Annotated in this window: 15 protein-coding genes and 2 pseudogenes; all 17 read left to right on the forward strand. The window is 57.0% G+C overall.

The genetic code is table 11. The features are described 5' to 3' along the window. The first annotated feature begins 733 nt into the window (after positions 1-733). Positions 734-1,627, forward strand: a complete 894-nt coding sequence (gene nifH / locus HJC00_RS29595) for a nitrogenase iron protein (RefSeq protein ID WP_003551759.1) — start codon at positions 734-736, stop codon at positions 1,625-1,627. A 95-nt stretch (positions 1,628-1,722) separates the two neighbouring features. Further along, positions 1,723-3,207, forward strand: coding sequence for a nitrogenase molybdenum-iron protein alpha chain (gene nifD / locus HJC00_RS29600; RefSeq protein WP_168301760.1), 1,485 nt, complete (start codon positions 1,723-1,725; stop codon positions 3,205-3,207). Positions 3,208-3,301: 94 nt separating this feature from the next. Continuing rightward, positions 3,302-4,843: a nitrogenase molybdenum-iron protein subunit beta gene (nifK, locus tag HJC00_RS29605; RefSeq protein WP_168301761.1), complete on the forward strand. Its 1,542-nt coding sequence runs from the start codon at positions 3,302-3,304 to the stop codon at positions 4,841-4,843. Positions 4,844-4,897: 54 nt separating this feature from the next. Beyond that, a complete protein-coding gene (gene nifE / locus HJC00_RS29610; RefSeq protein ID WP_168301762.1) occupies positions 4,898-6,295 on the forward strand; it encodes a nitrogenase iron-molybdenum cofactor biosynthesis protein NifE in 1,398 nt (465 codons plus the stop codon). A gap of 77 nt (positions 6,296-6,372) precedes the next feature. Next, entirely contained in the window at positions 6,373-7,692 is a 1,320-nt protein-coding gene (gene nifN, locus HJC00_RS29615) for a nitrogenase iron-molybdenum cofactor biosynthesis protein NifN (protein WP_168301763.1), read from the forward strand. 380 nt (positions 7,693-8,072) lie between these two features. After that, the gene (fdxB, locus tag HJC00_RS29620) at positions 8,073-8,396 is read left to right on the forward strand and encodes a ferredoxin III, nif-specific (protein WP_168301764.1); all 324 of its coding nucleotides are present in this window, start codon (positions 8,073-8,075) and stop codon (positions 8,394-8,396) included. A gap of 326 nt (positions 8,397-8,722) precedes the next feature. Further along, positions 8,723-9,748 (forward strand): aspartate-semialdehyde dehydrogenase, encoded by a 1,026-nt coding sequence (locus HJC00_RS29625; RefSeq protein WP_168301765.1) that lies wholly within the window; start codon positions 8,723-8,725, stop codon positions 9,746-9,748. After that, positions 9,745-10,845 carry an aspartate kinase gene (locus tag HJC00_RS29630; protein WP_221165054.1) on the forward strand — a complete coding sequence of 367 codons (1,101 nt, stop codon included), beginning with the start codon at positions 9,745-9,747 and terminating at the stop codon, positions 10,843-10,845. Before HJC00_RS29625 ends, HJC00_RS29630 begins: the two co-directional genes overlap by 4 nt. A 1,229-nt stretch (positions 10,846-12,074) precedes the next feature. Continuing rightward, positions 12,075-13,697, forward strand: a complete 1,623-nt coding sequence (ccoN, locus tag HJC00_RS29635) for a cytochrome-c oxidase, cbb3-type subunit I (RefSeq protein ID WP_221114697.1) — start codon at positions 12,075-12,077, stop codon at positions 13,695-13,697. Between the two features lie 8 nt (positions 13,698-13,705). Continuing rightward, positions 13,706-14,440 carry a cytochrome-c oxidase, cbb3-type subunit II gene (ccoO, locus tag HJC00_RS29640; RefSeq protein ID WP_168301768.1) on the forward strand — a complete coding sequence of 245 codons (735 nt, stop codon included), beginning with the start codon at positions 13,706-13,708 and terminating at the stop codon, positions 14,438-14,440. 8 nt (positions 14,441-14,448) lie between these two features. Further along, positions 14,449-14,601 carry a CcoQ/FixQ family Cbb3-type cytochrome c oxidase assembly chaperone gene (locus tag HJC00_RS29645; protein ID WP_003568501.1) on the forward strand — a complete coding sequence of 51 codons (153 nt, stop codon included), beginning with the start codon at positions 14,449-14,451 and terminating at the stop codon, positions 14,599-14,601. A gap of 1 nt (position 14,602) precedes the next feature. Beyond that, on the forward strand, positions 14,603-15,466 hold the full coding sequence (ccoP, locus tag HJC00_RS29650; RefSeq protein ID WP_168301769.1) for a cytochrome-c oxidase, cbb3-type subunit III: 864 nt from the start codon (positions 14,603-14,605) through the stop codon (positions 15,464-15,466). A 10-nt stretch (positions 15,467-15,476) separates the two neighbouring features. After that, a pseudogene (locus HJC00_RS32890) lies at positions 15,477-15,666 on the forward strand (hypothetical protein). A gap of 166 nt (positions 15,667-15,832) precedes the next feature. Then, positions 15,833-17,400: pseudogene (gene ccoG, locus HJC00_RS29655) on the forward strand (cytochrome c oxidase accessory protein CcoG). After that, positions 17,397-17,882, forward strand: coding sequence for a FixH family protein (locus HJC00_RS29660; protein WP_097544498.1), 486 nt, complete (start codon positions 17,397-17,399; stop codon positions 17,880-17,882). The pseudogene ccoG and the gene HJC00_RS29660 overlap by 4 nt, the downstream one beginning before the upstream one ends. After that, entirely contained in the window at positions 17,879-20,164 is a 2,286-nt protein-coding gene (locus HJC00_RS29665; protein ID WP_168301771.1) for a cation-translocating P-type ATPase, read from the forward strand. The genes HJC00_RS29660 and HJC00_RS29665 overlap by 4 nt, the downstream gene beginning before the upstream one ends. Then, positions 20,161-20,319, forward strand: a complete 159-nt coding sequence (gene ccoS / locus HJC00_RS29670) for a cbb3-type cytochrome oxidase assembly protein CcoS (protein WP_011649551.1) — start codon at positions 20,161-20,163, stop codon at positions 20,317-20,319. The genes HJC00_RS29665 and ccoS overlap by 4 nt, the downstream gene beginning before the upstream one ends. Positions 20,320-20,419 lie beyond the last annotated feature (100 nt).

The following is a 20,419-nucleotide window of genomic DNA, read 5'->3' on the forward strand; positions in this document are numbered from 1 at the left end:
CCTTCGTGATCCAAAACCATCCGCACGGCTCGGGCGCGGACTTCCGGTGAAAACTTGTTCGTTGTCTTGCTCATATCGGCTCCACTTTCTCAGAAGTTGGAGCCTCCGGCAAACCCGGCGCGGTTCACTTCTTCATCGTCGAGTGGTCATGATTGCTGACCGCGTGAGCAGGGGCGAGAGCTTCATTGACATCACTGCCACTATCATGACCGACAGCAGAGCAGGAAGTTAGCCTTATGTAGGGGACCAGTCGAGGCGCGAGTGACGTCTTCCTTGTCAAGTAGCCCACTCGCCGTAGCGCAGTCGAGCTTAGATGGCATGATCATCATCAATATTCACCGAAGACAACTCTTTACGGGGGCGATCAGAATTCGTTACGGCCGGTCTGGTGATGGGATAGCAGCTGCTCTAACAATAGTTCTAGAAGCTACCCAAAAAGAGACATCCTGTCGGTTGGTCAGATATTGCACAAAGGGCCACCATTCATTAGCCCTTAGACGGTGACAATCTATTTCGACATTGTCATCACCTTTGTCGGTTACGTGACAAGCGTTCTTGTTCTCAATCCCGTATTTTACGTCCACATAACTGGAATCGCAGCGAATTATTGTTCGTCAGCTCAATCGGCCCGCTTGGCACGAATCTTGAGAGCTATTGCGAGGCCGCGGGACGGCCTCGGCATCCGCGTTGCAGGATAACCGCACCGCCTCGAACACATGAAGGAACGCCAGACATGGCAGCTCTGCGTCAAATTGCATTCTATGGAAAGGGCGGAATTGGCAAGTCCACTACGTCCCAAAACACACTAGCCGCCCTTGTGGACCATGGGCAGAAGATCCTCATCGTCGGCTGTGACCCTAAGGCCGATTCTACGCGCCTGATCTTGAACTCGAAGGCCCAGGATACGGTTCTTGATCTCGCAGCAACGAGAGGTTCGGTTGAAGATCTTGAACTCGAAGACGTGCTCAAGGTAGGCTATAAAGGTATCAAATGCGTGGAGTCTGGCGGCCCGGAGCCAGGCGTCGGATGCGCGGGACGCGGCGTTATCACGTCGATCAACTTTCTCGAAGAGAACGGCGCCTACAACGATGTCGACTACGTGTCTTATGACGTGCTCGGTGACGTTGTGTGCGGCGGCTTCGCGATGCCGATCCGTGAAAACAAAGCTCAGGAAATCTACATCGTCATGTCCGGCGAAATGATGGCACTCTATGCCGCCAACAATATCGCCAGGGGCATCCTGAAATATGCTGCAGGCGGCAGCGTGCGCCTAGGTGGCCTAATTTGTAACGAGCGTCAGACCGACCGCGAACTCGACCTCGCCGAAGCGCTGGCTGCCAAACTCAATTCCAAGCTCATCCACTTCGTGCCACGCGACAACATTGTCCAACATGCAGAACTTAGAAAGATGACGGTGATCCAATATGCGCCGGACTCTCAGCAAGCGGCCGAGTACCGGACACTTGCCCAAAGAATACATGACAATTCGGGCAAAGGCACCATCCCGACCCCCATCACCATGGAAGAACTTGAGGACATGCTGCTCGATTTCGGGATCATGAAAACCGATGAGCAGATGCTTGCCGAACTTCAAGCAAGGGATGCCAAGTTGATAGCTGCCCAGTGATCACACTGACGCGCAGCGACACGCAAGGCGCCCGCCGTCTCGTGAGGGAGGTTTCGCCGTGAGGATACATCCGGATTTTCTAAGGGGTAGTGTCAATGAGCCTCAAATACGACAATGACAGTGACTTCCATGCGAAGCTTATTGCAGACGTGCTGTCGCAATATCCGGGCAAAGCAGCGAAGCGCCGCAGTAAACACCTTAGCGTTGCAACGAGCGAAACGGACGCAAACGCGATCAGCGAATGCGAGGTAAAGTCGAACATCAAGTCTGTTCCAGGCGTGATGACGATACGCGGCTGCGCCTATGCCGGTTCAAAAGGTGTCGTCTGGGGACCAATCAAGGATATGGTTCACATTTCACACGGGCCTGTGGGTTGCGGTCAATATTCCTGGTCGCAACGTCGCAACTATTACGTCGGTCTGACAGGCATCGACACATTCGTGACGATGCAATTTACATCTGATTTTCAGGAAAAAGATATCGTTTTCGGTGGTGACAAGAAACTGGAAAAGGTCATCGATGAGATTGCTGAACTTTTCCCGCTAAGCAATGGCATCACCCTACAATCGGAATGTCCGATCGGTCTGATTGGCGACGATATTGAGGCCGTAGCGCGAAAGAAGGCCAAAGAACACGCGACGACCGTCGTGCCAGTACGCTGCGAAGGCTTCCGTGGCGTGTCGCAATCGCTTGGCCACCACATCGCCAACGACGCAATTCGAGATTGGGTCTTCGACAAGAAAGACATAAAATTCGATCCAGGTCCCTACGACGTAAATGTCATAGGCGACTATAACATTGGCGGCGACGCATGGGCCTCACGCATCCTGCTCGAGGAGATCGGATTGCGCGTGGTCGGCAACTGGTCCGGAGATGCAACTCTCGCCGAAGTGGAGCGCGCGCCGAGAGCGGCACTCAACCTCATTCACTGCTATCGGTCGATGAATTACATCTCCAGGCACATGGAGGAAAAATATGGCATCCCTTGGATGGAATATAATTTCTTTGGACACTCCCAAATCGATGCCTCGCTGCGCAACATTGCCGAACACTTCGGGCCGGAGATCCAAGAAAAAGCCGAAAAGGTCATAGCCAAATACCAACCCCTCGTTTGGGCCGTAATCGACAAATACTGGCAGCGCCTTTCCGGCAAACGGGTGATGCTCTACGTCGGGGGATTGCGTCCTCGTCACGTCGTCACCGCCTATGAGGACCTCGGGATGGAAATCGTAGGAACCGGTTACGAATTCGGTCACGGCGACGACTATCAGCGCACTGGCCATTATGTAAAAGATGGCACGCTGATCTACGACGATGTGACTGGCTATGAACTTGAGAAATTCATTGAGGGAATTCGGCCCGATCTCGTCGGGTCCGGCGTTAAAGAAAAATACCCGGTGCAGAAAATGGGCATTCCATTCCGTCAGATGCACTCCTGGGACTATTCTGGTCCGTATCACGGTTATGACGGCTTCGCAATTTTCGCTCGGGACATGGACATGGCCATCAACAATCCAGTTTGGGGTCTCTACGACGCGCCCTGGAAAAATGACCGCATTTTGGCGGCGGTTGCTGGGTGAGAACATAGCGTTCGCGCGTAAACGCGCAACGGCTTAAACGACGCATGTTTCTGGACCGCCCTTGAGCCGCGGCCAGATCGAAAGAGGTGACCCTATGCCGCAGTCAGCTGAGAAAACTCTCGACCACGCGCCCCTATTCTGCGAGCCGGAATACAGGAAGATGTTGGCCAAAAAAAAGCTGAAATTCGAGTGCCCACACCCGGATCAGGTCGTGTCGGACCAGCGCGAATTCACGAAGAGCTGGGAATACCGAGAGAAAAACTTGGCCCGCCAAGCCCTTGTCGTCAATCCAGCCAAAGCCTGCCAGCCCCTCGGTGCGGTGTTCGCAGCGGCGGGATTCGAGCGAACGATGTCGTTCGTCCATGGCAGCCAAGGTTGCGTTGCCTACTACAGATCGCACCTATCGCGCCATTTCAAGGAGCCGTCATCGGTGGTCTCGTCATCGATGACAGAAGACGCGGCTGTTTTTGGTGGCCTGAAAAATATGGTCGACGGTCTCGCCAACACGTACAAGCTCTATAACCCGAAGATGATCGCGGTGTCGACCACATGTATGGCAGAGGTCATCGGAGATGACCTGCATGGTTTTATCGAAAATGCCAAAAGTGAAGGTTCGGTCCCGCGCGATTTCGATGTCCCCTTTGCCCACACACCAGCCTTTGTCGGCAGCCATGTCGATGGCTACGACAGCATGGTAAAAGGTGTGCTGGAGAATTTCTGGAAGGGCACCGCGCGAAGTGAAGCCACCGCTTCTATTAACATCATTCCTGGATTTGATGGCTTCTGCGTTGGGAACAATCGCGAATTAAAACGCCTGCTCGACTTGATGCAAGTGACTTACATGTTCATCCAGGACGCATCAGATCAGTTCGATACCCCCTCCGATGGTAACTTTCGTATGTATGACGGGGGGACCAAAATCAATGACGTGAAGGCGGCGTTGAACGCGGAGGGGACGTTGTCCCTGCAATATTACAACACTCGCAAGACGCTGGATTACTGCAGAGCCGTTGGACAAGCGACGACCTCCTTCCGCTATCCTCTTGGCGTCGAAGCTACCGACGAACTCCTGATGGCGATATCTGACATTTCCACGAGAGAAATTCCCGAGGTGATCCGTCTGGAGCGCGGGCGACTCATCGACGCGATGGCGGACAGCCAAGCTTGGCTGTATGGAAAAAAATACGCGATCTACGGCGATCCAGATTTCGTCTATGGGATGGCGCGCTTCATCATGGAAACCGGCGGCGAGCCAACCCACTGCCTTGCCACTAACGGCACCTCAGCTTGGGAGGACGAGATGAAGGAACTCCTCGCATCCTCGCCCTTCGGGAAGAATGCACAGGTTTGGCCAGGCAAAGATCTCTGGGCACTGCGCTCGCTACTTTTCACTGAGCCCGTGGATCTCCTGATAGGCAATTCTTATGGGAAGTATCTCGAACGGGACACCGGTACCCCACTGGTTCGGCTGACCTTTCCAATTTTTGACCGGCACCATCATCATCGATTCCCCCTCATGGGCTACCAGGGCGGACTGCGTCTTTTGACCGCGATCCTCGACAAGATCTTCGACAACCTCGATCGCGAAACAATGCACGCCGGTGTGACAGACTATTCGTATGACCTCACTCGCTAAGAGCGGCGGCCGGCCAGGCGGCCTATCTCTCAAACCAGATATGAAGGCAGACGAATGTCCTCGCCCAACGCCAAAATCAAAGATGCCTTCCACGAGCTAGCGAGTGAAAGGAGCGGCGGCAAGGGTCCTAAGGCGCGCCGAAAGAATTGCGCGAGGCCAATGGCCCCGGGAACGGCTGTCGGCGGTTGCGCTTTCGACGGCGCCAAGGTCGCACTGCAGCCGATTACCGATGTCGCGCATCTGATTCACGGACCGCTCGCCTGCGAGGGAAATTCCTGGGACAACCGTGGCACTGCCTCGTCAGGTCCAACACTTTGGCGCACGAGCTTCACGACTGATCTTACGGAAATCGACATCGTAATGGGCCACAGTGAACGGAAGCTCTTTAAAGCAATCCGGGAAATCAAGGAGGGGTATGCGCCCGCGGCAATCTTCGTCTATTCAACCTGCATAACGGCGATGATCGGCGACGACATCGAGGTTCTTTGCAAGCGAGCGTCGGACGAATTTGCGTTACCAGTGGTGCCGGTCAATGCGCCAGGCTTCCTCGGATCTAAGAACCTCGGCAACAAGCTAGCGGGCGAGGCGCTACTAAAGCATGTCATTGGTACCGTGGAGGCCGATGAACCAAGCGTTTGCGATATCAACATACTCGGCGAATTTAACCTCTCGGGTGAGTTCTGGCTGGTGAAGCCGCTCTTGGATAAGCTCGGCATCCGCGTCCGCGCCTGTATCCCGGGAGACGCGCGATACCTGCACGTCGCCTCCGCCCACCGCTCACGCGCAGCGATGACGGTGTGTTCGACAGCGTTCGTTGCTTTGGCACGTAAGATGCAGGAACGCTGGGACATTCCATTTTTTGAGGGCTCCTTCTATGGCATTTCCGGCACCTCGGAGGCGCTCCGGCGGATCGCCGATCTGCTTGTAAGGAAAGGTGCCGACCCCTCGCTTTTGCGTCGCACGGAAATCCTTGTAGCGGAAGAAGAGGAAAAAGTGTGGAAGAGGCTGGAAGCCTACCGACCTCGCCTTGAGGGCAAGCGCGTGCTTCTAAATACAGGCGGCGTGAAATCATGGTCGGTCGTCCATGCCTTGATGGAGATCGGCATGGAGATCGTCGGCACATCAGTCAAGAAATCGACGCTCGAAGATAGAGAGCGAGTGAAACAGACCCTGAAGGAGGAGAACCTCCTGTTCGATTCGATGTCGCCGCGCGAACTTTTCTCGCTTCTACTCGAGAGAAAGGCTGACATCATGCTGTCGGGCGGACGCACCCAGTATATAGCGCTAAAGGCAAAACTGCCCTGGCTCGACATCAACCAGGAGCGTCATCACGCTTACGCTGGCTATGAGGGAATGGTGCAACTTGCTCGACAAATTGACCTGGCAATCCACAATCCGATGTGGCCGCAGGTGCGCGAGCCGGCGCCATGGGAGCCGGCCTTGGTCGTTTAAAAACGAGCTAAAAGAGAAGCGTAAGCGCGTCGAACCAAAACCGCGAGATCACTCGCAAAAAATGTTGAGGTCGTACTATGGCACGCGTCGTATCTCAAAATAAGTCGGCGGCGGTCAACCCCCTGAAGTCGTCTCAGCCGCTTGGTGCTGCCTTCGCCTTTCTCGGCGTCGACGGCGCAATACCTCTGCTCCATGGCAGCCAGGGATGTACGAGCTTCGCGCTCGCACTGCTCGTGAGGCATTTCAATGAAGCGATCCCGCTGCAAACGACGGCGATGAACGAAACCGCGATAATCGTCGGCGGCGCGGATCGTCTCGAAGAGGCAATTCTCAGCCTCAAAGCCCGCACAAGACCACGACTGATCGGGATATGCACGACCGCATCGGTAGAGGCCCGCGACGAGGATGTCGCCGGTGACGTCGAAAACATAAAACGCAAGCGGGCGATAGAACTTGTGGGCACCGAAGTGGTACTCGCCAACACGCCGGACTTTGACGGCGCCATAGAGGAAGGTTGGTCTAAAGCTGTTACCGCCATGATCGAGGCAATAACACGACCTGAAAAGCAGTATCGAGATGCAGGCAAGATCGCGATCTTGCCTGGCTGCAACTTAACAGTTGCTGATATTGAACATTTGCGCGAGACGGCCGTAAGCTTCGGGCTCGATCCGGTTATCCTTCCCGATGTGTCGGGAGCGCTCGACGGGTCCATCCCCGAAGAATGGATGCCGACCACATATGGCGGCACGAAAGTGCAGGAAATCCGCGATCTTGGTACTGCGATGCAGTGTATCGCAATCGGTGAGCATATGCGGCGACCGGCTGAAGCGCTACAGAGACTGACCCGCGTCCCATACGTCCTGTTTAGATCGCTAACGGGCCTAGAGAACGTCGATCGCTTTATTCGCGTGCTTGCCGCTCTGTCACGGAAACAGGCGCCGCTCAACGTCCGCCGCAATCGAATGCAGCTGCAGGATGCGATGCTCGACGGACATTTCCATATGGCAGGCAAGAAGATCGCAATCGCCTCCGAGCCGGATCAGCTTTTCCAGTTCTCCAATCTTTTTACTGCCATGGGTGCGGAAATTGCGGTCGCAGTCGCCACGACCGGCACTTCGAAGGCACTCGAGATGGTACCGGCGAACACCGTCAAAGTCGGTGATCTCAGCGATCTGGAGAGTCTCGCCGCAACGGCCGATCTTATCGCCACACACTCGCACGGCCGGGAAGCTGCCAAACGCCTCGGCGTTCCGCTGATGCGGCTTGGTTTGCCAATTTTCGACCGCGTCGGCAGCCAGCAAAAGCTTACAATATTATACCGGGGAACCCGCGATGTGATCTTTGACCTCGCAAACATCATTCAGGCCAACCACCCTCCGAACCCACGGTCCAGTTGACCCAACCGACAGGCGGGAATCGCAAATGAGATCAATTCGTCGCCTCTCACTCTTCAATGGGAGACTCCAGCAACAGCGGCCGAAACTGCCGGCAGGCGCTCTGCGAATTGCGATCGTCACGCAAGATATGAAGGGACTGACAGCGCGGTTTGCATCGGTCAGACTATTTGCCACCTACGACGAGACAAGCGACACGCGGACCTTCGTGGAAGCCGCCGGGATCGAGAATATCTCCGACAAGATCGAAAGACATCGAAGCGAAGGTGAGGCTGCGCTGGGCAAAGATTGTAGACAGCTGCCAACTCGTTTTTGTCTGGCAATCGGGGGGCCTTCGGCTGTCACATTTGCCATCGGCAGAACTCGCTAAATTGGAGGAATCTATGACAAGCTCATGCGTGACTCGCGACGGATCCCAATGGATGCCGGAATATTTGAATTCGATCAACCCTGCGACCTGCATTGGCTGCGGTCGCTGCTTCAAGGTCTGCTCACGCGAGGTCATGCATCCCTACGGCATCGATGAAGCAGGCGACATGCTCGGTGCCTGCGATGGCGAGGACGACTTTAATGGTGAACTCAGTCGGGTCATCATGGTCATTGATTATCCCGGCCGCTGTATCGGCTGCGGAGCGTGCGCCCGCGTCTGTCCAAAGAACTGCCAGACTCATATCGCCGTTGATCATCTTTCACCGCACGAATCTTGAATTCCGTTCCGAGCGCTAGAAGCCGCCGGCACCGTCCAAATTGCGAGACTATCGCATCGGTTCGAAGACGTGGAGAAGGCCGCATGGCAGCTTCCTGAAAGCAAATCCGGCTGGCGACGCGAAGACCTTTCTAGGCGTCCAATCTGCCATTCGGAGGCAATTATTGCAGGAAACACCAGGTCGAAAGTCCAACGATCTGAAGAGAGGAGGCATTGAACTGTGCATCAAGCCGCGACGACAGACTTCCAGTTACATCCTTGGGCGGCCGAAGCGAGCTTCGAATATTGAAAGCAAGATCCAACCACGAGCGTCTAAATGAGGTACTCATGAGACCATTAGATATTTCTATCGTTGGAGCAACCGGGGCGGTCGGAACGGCCCTGATCAAGTTATTGGAAAAAAGTGAGATTAAGGTCAACCGACTGCGGATGTTCGCCTCCAGTTCGGGTGCGCGCCAATTCAAGTTTCGAGACCAAACATACCAGGTTGAGGCACTCCGCGACATTAGCGATATCGGTGATACCAAAACCGACATTGCATTCTTCTCTGCAGGCGGCGACGTAAGCGGCGTATGGATACCTCGGTTCGCATCCCAAGGAGCCTTGGTGATTGATAACTCGAATGCCTTTCGAATGAGGCCTGACGTACCCCTCATCGTACCACAAGTTAACGCGTGTTCACTTACGGTTCGTCCACCGTCTGGAATAGTAGCAAATCCAAATTGCTCCACGATACAGCTGGTTCGGGCACTGCGACCGTTGATAGCGACGTTCGGCATTAGCCAGGTTCTTTTGACCACCTTTCAAGCCGCCTCAGGAGTTGGCCTGCGCGGGATTAAGGAGCTGGAAGACGGTGTCAAAGCCTGGCTCGAGGGGAGCACCGGACCCGCTGCGGAGAGCTTCCCTGTCCCTCTTGCATTCAACGTCATACCGCAGATCGGACAGATTTCCCGCGAAGGCGTGGCTCTTGAGGAACGCAAGCTGGTTCAAGAGTCACGGAAGATCTTCGGTATGCCTCATCTGCAGTTAGCCGCCACCTGCGTCAGAGTGCCGGTAAAGACGGGTCATTCCGAGGCGGTATACGTCGAGTTTGACGAACATGTTCGACTAGAACAGGTCCATGAGCTCCTGGCAAATGAACCAGGTGTTCGACTTTATGCTGACGGATATCCAACGCCGCGCTATCTGGGAGATCCTGCAGATGTTCACGTCGGACGGGTCCGAGTTAATCCAGAGAACCCGCGCGGGCTGTGGATGTGGGTTGTAGCCGACAACGTTCAGGTTGGGGCCGCACTCAACGCACTCCTCATCGCACAGCTTGCGATCGCCAAAAATTTGATCGGTGAATCATGAAGACGACTATTGTCAAATTCGGGGGCTCGAGTTTTCGAGACCCTTGCCATTATGCCCGAGTTGCTCGGTATTTAGCTGAGCTGCGAGCTGAAGGAGGAAGCAAGATAGTTGCCGTGGTCAGCGCAATGTCTGGAATGACCGACGAGCTGAAATCAACCGTGCTTGGCGTCAATAGGGAAGCAACGCCATCGAATCTCGATGCGACGCTTGCTATCGGCGAGATGCTGAGTGCGTGCCTGTTGGAAGCTGCGGTCAGTCGCCTTGGGATTCCCGTAACGTCGTTGAACGGCTATGTCCTAGGGATACGCACAAATTCGGACTTCGGTCGCGCCTCAGTTGAAAGCGTCGATCCTCAGCCAATCAGGGCTGCACTTCAGGAGCATGACATTGTCGTTGTCGCGGGTGGTCAGGCAGTTGATGAGTCTGGCAGACTAACGTTTCTCGGCAGAAACAGCTCCGATCTGACAGCGGTCGTGATCGCGGCTATGTTGGGAGGGCAAGTGTGCGAAATATATTCAGATGTTAAGGGCGTCTACACGGCAGATCCTCATCTTGTACCAGGGGCACGATTAATCCCGAAGATTGGGTATGGGACAATCGCGCAGATGTCGCGACAGGGCGCAAAGGTGCTGCACCACAGGGCAGTGGATTATGCTAATAAGCACGCAGTCACCATAGTGTGCAAAGCACTGACTAATAACGGAGCGGCGACGGGCACAGTCATCACAGGCCACGAATACTCCAGATCCGTGACAGTAGCACGCGACACAGCAGTATTAGCTGTCGCGAGTGTTGCAGAACGCGATGCTCTCTGTGTCTTTCTTGATCAACACGATATTAGCTCGATATGCTTTGAAGAGGACGGCAGGCCCTGCCTTTGCATCATAACCGACATCGATTTCGCGATGCGCCTCGTCGAAACGGGAGGCACGCGCGCCGTCGCCATCGGATCAAAGGTCGTGGTGACCGAGCTTAATGGCGCGATGTCGCGCGTCCACCTTCACGTTGACTACGAGAGCGCCATGGCACATGCGCAAAACATCCACGAACAAATGCATCCTGCAGCCATTGGCGATCTTGTGATAGAGAACGACTAAACAGCGCCACAAGCGACGCCCGAATGGAGGCGGCGGCGAAATCGCTTGATCTGGCCATCGCCCAGGGACGCGTCGACTTGGTAGCCATTTGATCGCTGGCGGCGATCGCCTGTTCCACCGCTCTGATAACCCAGCACATCGTCGAGTTCAACATGCAGTCTTCATCGCACGGACAGGGCGCGGACAGACCCGACCGGTGAATACGGATAGGGTTGTAGGTTCCGGATCGGCGCTTTCCCGTTATTGAAGACGAGGCAGTCCAATGCGGCTGACGTTGATAGCCTTCGACTCCGGTGCGCCAGCATATCGTTGTCTGACTCAGGCTCGATCATGAAGTGCTTGCTGGTCGCCAGAACCCATCGCAAGGTATTGAGCTCGCATTCGCGGTCATTGATGCGGCTGGCGGCAGTCCGCGCCGCGGTGGCATATGACTAGCGCCTCCATTTGATGGCATTGCGGTTGGTCTTCGGCGCAACTTCCAGCCGCCGGACGACTCGCGCAGCCCTGTACGACGAGAGGAGAACGCTCCCTGCGGAACGCTCTGATCGAATCGGAGACTTCCACCTATCTTGGCGAACCAGGTGTTGGCGGCCCCCTTTTTGACCAGACAACCAACATAGAGAGGAACAATAATGCCGCTCACCCGTAGCGGCGTTTCTGACACGATCGAGCGAAGCGCGCAGCTTGCTTCCAATCGGCTCGTGTTTCATTGATTATACGCCGGGCTTGCACGCCGTCGACAAGTTGCCGCTCGAAACATGTATCCCAGCCGATGTTAGCAACGATTTCCTAAGCCCTCCTTCTGGACATCTCACCTCAAGGGTGCAGCGCCCTAAATTCGGCGTTTCCTACGGCATGTCGGCCAAAAACATAATTTTTCTTCCGGCCACCTTCCTCAGGTTGATCCTATAGCGCGTCAGCAAACTCTGACATTGTTTGATGGGCTGCATCTGTCGTCGTGCGCTCGTCTATAACACCTGGCCCATCACGCGTTCCGCCAATCCGGGAGAACTGATCCACCACAAAAACGTGATCTAACACACCCAGCGTGATGTCAGGACAGTTGCAATGTGCCGAACGACTAAACGACCCATTGTATTATAATCGTAGCGCAGTCCCGTTTTCCCGACCTCTCGTTGACGCAGATCAAGGCGCAATTCGCGGCTTCATGACAGTCCTGGCGAGAAAGACGGCCGCGACGCGGTCGTCGGCGTACTGGGGACGACATCATGAATTACACAACGGAAACGATGGTGATCGCGGTCGCGGCGTTTCTAGCGCTGCTACTAGCCGCATTCGCGCATGATCATCTCTTTGCGGTTCATATGGGCATACTTTGCCTCTGCCTCGTTATGGGGGCTGTGCTGATGGTCAGCAAGGTTGAATTTTCGCCGGCAGGCCAACAGCGTAACGCCGATAAGTCCGGCTACTTCGACGAGGTGATACGGTATGGCTTGATCGCCACGGTATTCTGGGGCGTGGTCGGCTTCCTGGTTGGCGTGATCATCGCGCTGCAACTTGCCTATCCCGACCTCAACATCGCCCCTTATCTCAATTTCGGGAGGCTGCGGCCCGTTCATACGTCGGCGGTCATCTTCGCCTTCGGCGGCAACGCGCTCATCATGACATCGTTCTACGTGGTGCAACGCACCTGTCGCGCACGTCTTTTCGGCGGCAGCCTGGCTTGGTACGTATTCTGGGGCTACCAGCTTTTTATTGTGATGGCTGCGACCGGATACGTTCTCGGAATCACCCAAGGCCGTGAATATGCCGAACCTGAGTGGTACGTCGACCTCTGGCTGACCATCGTTTGGGTGGCCTACCTAGCTGTGTATTTTGGGACGATCCTGAAGCGCAAAGAGCCGCACATTTATGTAGCAAACTGGTTCTACCTTGCCTTCATCATCACCATCGCCATGCTGCACGTGGTCAACAACCTAGCGGTTCCCACCTCGTTCCTTGGCTCCAAGAGCTATTCTGTCTCCTCGGGTGTCCAGGACGCGCTGACCCAATGGTGGTACGGCCACAACGCCGTCGGCTTCTTTCTCACCGCCGGCTTCCTGGGAATGATGTATTATTTCGTGCCGAAGCAGGCCAACCGACCGGTCTATTCATACCGGCTTTCGATCATCCACTTCTGGGCGCTGATCTTCATGTACATCTGGGCCGGCCCGCATCATCTGCACTACACGGCACTGCCCGACTGGGCCCAGACGCTCGGCATGGTCTTCTCGATCATGCTCTGGATGCCCTCCTGGGGCGGCATGATCAACGGCCTCATGACCCTTTCGGGCGCCTGGGACAAGATCCGCACCGATCCGATCATCCGTATGATGGTCGTCGCCATTGCCTTTTATGGCATGTCGACCTTCGAAGGCCCGATGATGTCGGTGAAAACCGTCAATTCGCTCAGCCACTATACCGAATGGACGATCGGCCACGTGCATTCCGGCGCCCTCGGCTGGGTGGGTATGATCACCTTCGGGGCGATCTACTATCTGACGCCGAAGCTATGGGGACGCGAGCGTCTCTACAGCCTGCGGATGGTCAACTGGCACTTCTGGCTCGCAACCCTCGGGATCGTCGTCTACGCCGCCGTGCTTTGGGTTGCCGGCATCCAGCAGGGGCTGATGTGGCGCGAGTACAATTCTCAGGGCTTCCTCGTCTATTCCTTCGCGGAGACAGTCGCGGCGATGTTCCCCTACTACGTGCTGCGCGCGATCGGCGGAACGCTTTACCTGGCAGGCGGTCTCGTCATGGCCTGGAACGTGTTCATGACGATCCGCGGCCACTTGCGCGACGAAGCTGCAATCCCAACCACTTTCGTGCCCCAACCACAGCCTGCCGAATGAGGTGAGACATGGCATCGATACTAGATAAACATCAGATCCTCGAGAAGAACGCGACGCTTCTTCTCGTCGGCTCGCTGCTCGTCGTGAGCATCGGCGGCATCGTCGAAATCGCACCGCTGTTCTACCTGCAGAATACGATTGAAAAGGTGGAAGGCATGCGGCCGTATACGCCGCTCGAATTGGCCGGCCGGAACATCTACATCCGCGAAGGCTGCTACCTCTGCCACAGCCAGATGATCAGGCCGTTCCGCGACGAGGTCGAACGTTACGGCCATTATTCGCTCGCGGCCGAGTCCATGTACGATCATCCTTTCCAATGGGGATCCAAGCGAACCGGGCCGGATCTGGCGCGTGTCGGTGCACGTTACTCCAACGAATGGCATGTCCAGCATCTCGCGGATCCACGGGCGGTCGTGCCGGAGTCGATCATGCCGAGTTACGCCTTCCTCAAAGAGCAGAGGGTGACGGTCAAGGACGTGGGAATGGACCTAAAGGCCAACGAGGACGTGGGCGTGCCTTACAACGACGACATGCTGGCGAATGCGGAGGCCGACATGAAGGCCCAAGCCGATCCGAACGCAGATAGGACGACCCTGCTTGCCCGCTATCCGAAGGCGAAGACCGGCGATTTCGACGGCGATCCTGCTGCGCTGACCGAAATGGATGCCCTGGTGTCCTACCTGCAGATGCTCGGAACGTTGGTCGATTTCTCGACCTACGACGACGCGACCGGCTACCGATGAGGTGATCCATGGAAACCTACACTGCAATGAGACACTTCGCTGACAGCTGGGGCCTTTTGGCAATGGCGGCATTCTTCGTCGGCGCGGTTGTGTTCACCCTTCGCCCAGGCAGCAAGCAAACGGCGAAAGAAGCCGCCGATATTCCCTTGAAGGACGATTGAGATGTCGGAAAAACATATCGATGAATTTAGCGGCGTCGAAACGACCGGACATGAATGGGACGGCATCCGCGAACTCAACAATCCGATGCCCCGCTGGTGGGTGTGGACCTTCTACGCCACCATCGTCTGGGCCTTGGGTTATGCGATCGCATATCCCGCGATCCCGATGGTTACCGACGCCACCAAGGGCATGCTGGGTTTCTCCAGCCGCGCCGAGTTGCAGCAGAACCTGGATCAGGCCAAAGCATCGCAGACGACGCTGCGTGATCTGATCGCCGCCAAGACGGTGCACGAGATCGATTCCGATTCTGCTCTTCGCGAATTCGCGGTCGCCGGCGGCGCATCTGCATTCAAGGTGAACTGCGCGCCGTGCCATGGCTCGGGAGCAAGCGGCGGCCCGGGATTTCCGAACCTCAACGACGACGATTGGCTGTGGGGTGGAGACCTGGATGCCATCCAAGCGACGATCGCGCATGGAATTCGCTTCAACGAGGATACGGACACTCATGCTTCCGAGATGCCGCCCTTTGCCGATGTTCTGGATCCCCTCCAGACAAGGCAGGTCGCGGCTTACGTCTGGGGACTGACCAATACACCGTCGGACCCCGGTCTCGCAGAGGCCGGAAAACAGGTCTTCGTCGATAACTGTGCCGCATGTCACGGCGACGACGCCAAAGGAAAAGCCGAAATGGGCGCGCCGGATCTCGCCGATGCGATCTGGCTGAAGGCACGCGGCGAGGATGCGATCATCCGTCAGGTGGCCGCTCCCAAGCATGGCGTCATGCCTGCCTGGGAAGGGCGCCTCGGCGATACGACGGTCAAGGAACTTACGATTTTCGTCCATTCGCTCGGCGGCGGGACGTGAGGAGAAAACCATGACAGCTCACGGCCACAACCCGATCCTCGATCTCTATGGCACGCCGCGCGCCACGATACGATCACGCGGCACGACGCGGCAAGGCCACGCCGCCCCCTTCCAATCAGGAAGATCCGGCAAAGATCGGCAGGTCGATCATCAGTTGGACCTGCCTCAAAGACCACGAGCAGACAAGCCGGTTGCAATAGCCTTGTCGAGGACGTTCCAGCGTGGTTGCTTGTTCCCCGCAGCCCCCCAAAGCCACGCCCTCTCTCCATGGCGTTTTCCTTTCGCGGGAAGGCCTTGTCTCTTGATCTGCATCAAGGGCAGATGCGCAGCAGATGGGACAACGGCAGATGAAGTCCGCTAGGCCCCATGAACCTCCGCACCGCACCAGATCCCGATACATCAAAAGGCTCAGTGGCGAGCCAGTCAACGCCCGTCGCAACCGGCAGCTTCTCTACGCTCCTCGGAAGAAGGTCTTTCCCAAGCGTGCAGAGGGACGGTTCCGTCGGTTCAAGTGGATCGTCATGCTGGTTACGCTCGGCATCTACTATCTCGCGCCATGGATTCGCTGGGATCGCGGGCCTTACGCGCCTGACCAGGCAATCCTCATCGACCTTTCCTCACGGCGCTTCTTCTTTTTCTTCATCGAAATCTGGCCTCAGGAATTTTACTATGTAGCGGGTCTCCTCGTCATGGCGGGCCTCGGCCTGTTTCTCGTCACTTCCGCGGTTGGCCGCGCATGGTGCGGCTACGCTTGTCCGCAGACGGTCTGGGTTGATCTTTTTCTCGTCGTCGAGCGTGCGATCGAAGGCGATCGAAACGCGCGAATGAAGCTTGACGCTAGGCCAATGAGCTTTGCCAAGCTGAGAAAGCGCGTCGTCAAGCATTCGATCTGGCTGCTGATAGGCGTAGTCACGGGGGTAGCGTGGATCTTTTATTTTGCCGACGCGCCGAGCCTGCTTGTTTCGCTGTTCACCGGCCACGCTCCTGCAGCCGCCTACACGACCGTCGCCATCCTTACCGCAACCACCTATGTGCTAGGCGGTCTCATGCGAGAGCAGGTGTGCACCTATATGTGCCCTTGGCCACGCATCCAGGGTGCGATGCTCGACGAAAATTCTCTCGTCGTCACCTACAATGCCTGGAGGGGCGAGCAGCGGTCGCGGTATCCCAAGAGCGCGCGAGCCAGGGGCATCCCGGTCGGGGATTGCGTCGATTGCAATGCCTGCGTGGCCGTGTGTCCGATGGGAATTGACATTCGCAACGGGCAGCAGATGGAGTGCATCACATGCGCGCTTTGCATCGACGCCTGCGACGGTCGTATGGAGAAGCGCGGGAAGCCTCGCGGCCTGATAGCCTACGCCACCCTGAGCGAATACTCGAGCAACATGTCGCTTGCCACCAGGGTAGGGAGAACAGCCGTCCAGCCGTCGAGGGTTCGAAACGATGATGGGACTTTCGTTCCGGCGATCCGGCACTTCAACTGGCGCATCATCTTTCGTCCGATAACCGTGTTTTACGCAGTCGCCTGGGCGTCGGTCGGCGTGGCCATGCTCGTCCATCTCACCTTTCGGGAGCGCCTTGAACTCAACGTCGTTCACGACCGAAACCCCCAGTATGTTCTGGAAAGCGACGGCTCGCTGCGGAATGGTTACACGCTTCGTATCCTGAACATGGTGCCGAAGCCCAGGGATGTGAACATAAGCCTGGTCGGGCTGGAGGGGGCGACGATGCGTATTCCCGAGTTCGGCAAGGAAGACGCTCGCAGCTTTACAGTCTATGCCGAACCCGACGCGGCCACGACGCTCAAGGTCTTCGTTACGCGCAAGCCTACCGGAGCCCCGATCAATGAATTTCTGTTCGTTATCGAAGATACCGATCATGCCGATCGGGCAGCCTACCGCGCGGCGTTCAATGCACCGGGAGACACCAAATGAAGACCTCTGCCCAAGGTTTTACAGGCCTGCACATGCTGGTTGCGACCTCGACTTTCTTCGCTGTTGTGATCGCGGTGAATGTCACCATGGCCTTCTATGCTTCCTCCAGCTGGAGCGGTCTGGTCGTGGAAAATACCTATGTCGCCAGTCAGGAGTTCAACCGCAAAGCGGCGGCGATGAAGGCAATGGCCGCTTCCGGCGTCGCGGGCGATCTCTCCATAAGAGGGCATCAGATCCGCTACGACATTCACGACAAGAGCGGCGCGCCTGCGGCCGTCGACGACGTCGTGCTGAATTTCAAGCGACCCGTCGGAGATCACGAAGACTTCCACCTCACGCTCAGAAAAACAGCCGAGGGACGGTTCGAAGCAGATCACAACCTGGCCGAGGGTGACTGGATCGTCGAGGCCATCTCGCGAAACGACGGCTTGGTCGTCATGCATGAGGCCAAACGCATCGATACCAAGGAGTTGGACCGATGACCTGCTGCACCATGGACGCGGAAAGCATGCTTGCTCTCAGCATGACGTCATCCAGTGCCGAAGAGGTCCGCCTTGCCAGCCAGCCGCTCGGCGGCGGACTGCGCCAGTTGGACTTGAGCGTTCCTGATATTCACTGCGGTGGCTGCATTTCGACCATAGAAGGGGCGTTACTGACACTTCCTTTCGTCAAGACGGCGCGCGTCAATCTTACGGCTCGAAGGGTAACCTGCGTCTACCAGGAGGAGATGGAGACACATGCCGCCGATCCGTCCGAGATCCTCGCAGCGATCAACTCGGCCGGATATCGCGCGCATCTGTTTACCCCCTCGGCCGCCGAAAACGACAGAACCAGAAATCAGCTTCTCCTGGCGATCGGCGTTTCCGGCTTTGCGGCCGCCAACATCATGTTGCTCTCGGTATCGGTCTGGTCTGGCGCAGATGCCGCAACACGCGACATGTTTCATTGGATCTCGGCGATGATAGCAGCGCCCGCGCTGGTTTATGCCGGGCGTTTCTTCTTCAAATCGGCCTGGAATGCGCTCCGCCACGGGCGCACCAACATGGACGTTCCGATCTCTCTCGCCGTGACGCTCTCCTATGCCGTTTCACTGTGGGAGACCATCCATCACGGTGAACATGCATGGTTCGACGCGTCGGTTTCGCTGCTCTTCTTCCTGCTGATCGGCAGGACCCTCGATCATATCATGCGGGAAAAGGCTCGGGCGGCGATCAACGGACTTGCAAGGCTGGCGCCGCGCGGAGCCTTGCTGATCAATCCGGACGGGTCCCGACGTTACATTGCGGTAGAAGAGATCGCGGTGGGAGATGAAATCTCGATAGCGGCAGGCGAAAGGGTTCCCGTCGATGGCGTAGTCGTCAGCGGAGAAAGCGACGTGGATCTCTCCATCGTCACCGGCGAGAGCAGCCCCGTCGCCGTCGCCGGTAACAGCGAGGTGAGTTCGGGCGCGATGAACCTGACCGGCTCGCTCGTCCTGCGCGCGACGCGCATTGCCAAGAATTCGCTTCTTTCGGAGATCATCGGCCTGATGGAAGCCGCCGAGGGTGGAAGAGCTCGCTATCGCAGGATCGCCGATCGCGCTGCGGCGCTCTATTCGCCGGCCGTGCATCTGTTGGCGCTGGTCTCCTTTCTTGCCTGGGGCCTCCTCGGCGGAGACTGGAAACAGGCAATGCTGGTCGCGGTAGCGGTCCTGATCATTACCTGCCCATGCGCATTGGGCCTTGCCGTGCCCGTGGTCCAGGTCGTCGCCGCGGGGGAGCTTTTCCGGAAGGGCATCATGGTGAAGGACGGCTCAGCACTCGAAAGACTGGCCGAGACCGACACCGTGGCCTTTGACAAGACGGGCACCTTGACGATGGGCAGGCTGCGCCTTGTCGAGGTGGACGCCATGGAAGAGAACACCACGGCAATCGCCCGCGGATTGGCCGTGCATTCACGGCATCCTCTTTCTCAGGCTCTGGTGCGGGGCACCGAAACCGCCCCCATCTCCTTCGACAGCGTCACGGAAATCCCCGGCGGGGGACTGGAAGCCAGGAAGGGCGCTGACGTCTATCGATTGGGCAACACGGCGTTTGCCTGCGGAACCAGCTTCGTGCCCCGCACCGCCGATAGTCCGTTCTCGGAAGTGGTCTTGTCGCAGAACGGCGTCGATCTTGCCCGCTTCTTCTTCGATGACACGCTTCGCCCGGGCGCTCGCGAGGCCATCGGCCAGCTCGACGCAGCCGGCCTTGAAACGCTGATCGTGTCCGGCGACCGTCAGATCGTCGTCGACAATACGGCGCATGCTCTGGGCATCGGGAGGGCTTTGGGCTCTCTGACGCCGAAACAGAAGGTCGAGGAATGCCAGAGGCTGAATGGCGAAGGTCGTCGCGTGCTCATGGTCGGCGACGGGATCAACGACGCCCCGGCGCTTGCAGCCGCGCATGTCTCGATGGCGCCGGCCACTGCCTCCGATATTGGCAGACAGGCAGCCGACCTGGTTTTCTTCAACGATCACCTTGACGCTGTTCCGGAAGCGATCGCCATTGCGAGAAGATCTGCCACGCTGATCCGGCAGAACTTTGTTCTGGCGATTGGTTATAATGTGCTGGCGGTGCCGATCGCCATCGCCGGATTAGCGACGCCGCTGATAGCGGCGGTGGCAATGTCGACATCTTCGATCATCGTCGTGACGAACGCACTGCGCCTGAACGCCTTCAGCAAGCGTCCGGGTATGCACATTCGAGGGCGGATCGGCAGGAGCGCGGAGGTCAAAGCCGCATGAACATGTTGATCTATCTCATACCGATCGCGCTGCTGATGGGAGGAATAGGACTCCTGGCATTCCTTTGGTCGCTGAAGAGCGGCCAGTACGACGACCTTCAAGGCGCCGCCTGGCGAATCCTCGCCGAGGACGAAACCGATCAACGAAAACCCTGACCAAACACTGGTCCAAAAAGGAAATGTAGATACAGAATTGCGACAATCTGCACTGTCGTCGTTTGTCGGCTCCGCGACAAATGCCCTTTCCTAACCGAGT

The organism is Rhizobium sp. NLR22b (assembly GCF_019685295.1).
Taxonomy (GTDB): Bacteria; Pseudomonadota; Alphaproteobacteria; order Rhizobiales; family Rhizobiaceae; genus Rhizobium.